Annotated in this window: 1 pseudogene; it reads left to right on the plus strand. The window is 38.0% G+C overall.

Annotated elements, in window-relative coordinates:
- Nucleotides 1-64 precede the first annotated feature (64 nt).
- Nucleotides 65-997, plus strand: a pseudogene (locus tag SSIN_RS03150) (glutamate-cysteine ligase family protein); the annotation flags it as partial.
- Nucleotides 998-1,124 lie beyond the last annotated feature (127 nt).

The following is a 1,124-nucleotide window of genomic DNA, read 5'->3' on the forward strand; positions in this document are numbered from 1 at the left end:
AGAAAAAGTAGTGAGTACTCTCTCCCGTCGGAGATTTCTTCACTACTAATCTTAGTATGTTTACTACTTAGACACTATTCAAAAGATTTTACATAAAGACCATCATGAGCTTCAGGGCCAGGGTTTACATCCATTCTGGAAGGAGAATGATAATGCTCCTGTGAAATATCCCCGCTATCAAATGTTGATGCAGTATCTATCTTTGAGTGAAGAAATTGGAGGAGATTTCTTCCATCGCTATCCTGATTATGGCGGCTATATCTGTGGAAGTCAGGTCCAGCTGGATGTCTCACGGGCAAATTTCATACAGGTAATCAATACCTTCAATCAAATCGAGGCTGCTAAAGCCTATCTTTTTGCCAATTCGGAATTGACAGCAGAAGATTTCAACACTAGAATCTCCAGAGACCGCTTCTGGGAAGAATCCATGCATGGCTTGTTAGTAGAAAATGTCGGTGTCAATCCCTATGATTTTACAGATGAAGAAGATTTTTTCAATATTTAAATCACACAGCTATTTTTAATGCTGAACGAGAGGGAGATGTCTACTATTTTCCTCCTATCGGCTGGAGAATATCTAAAGCAGGTGCAAATCAAGGCCTATAATTTGAGGGGGGGACGAAAGATTTATCATTCCGTGCGCAGAAGATTTTAGTCATCACAGAAGCTACCAATATAAGGATTTAACGACAAGAGGCACTGTTGAATTTAGAAGCACTTGTGTTCAGCCTCTCACTAAGACATTTGCACCAGCAACCTTTCATTTAGGATTGTTAGTGAATTTAGAGGAAACAGAGGCCTATCTTAAAGCTTGTGAGTTTTTCAGGCTGGAAGGGCGGGATTATAAACATTTGCGCCGACAGTATTCGAAAAACAAACTTACACAGAACGAGGAAAAAACATTTAAAAATTTTCATACGATCTTCTTCAACTTGCTATCAAAGGCTTGCAAAAACGGAAAATGCATGAAGAAAAGTATCTCATATCTTTGTATTAATAGACTCCCTTTGGAATTCTAATAATGTTTTAAGTGTTTCATTTTAGTGCTAAACCCTAGTCCTTTAAGGAACTTTCAAGGTTATCGCAAAGTCGGTTTGGAAAAAAGTTACAAAAAAGCAAAAAAA

It is taken from the genome of Streptococcus sinensis (assembly GCF_000767835.1).
GTDB classification, from domain to species: Bacteria; Bacillota; Bacilli; order Lactobacillales; family Streptococcaceae; genus Streptococcus; species Streptococcus sinensis.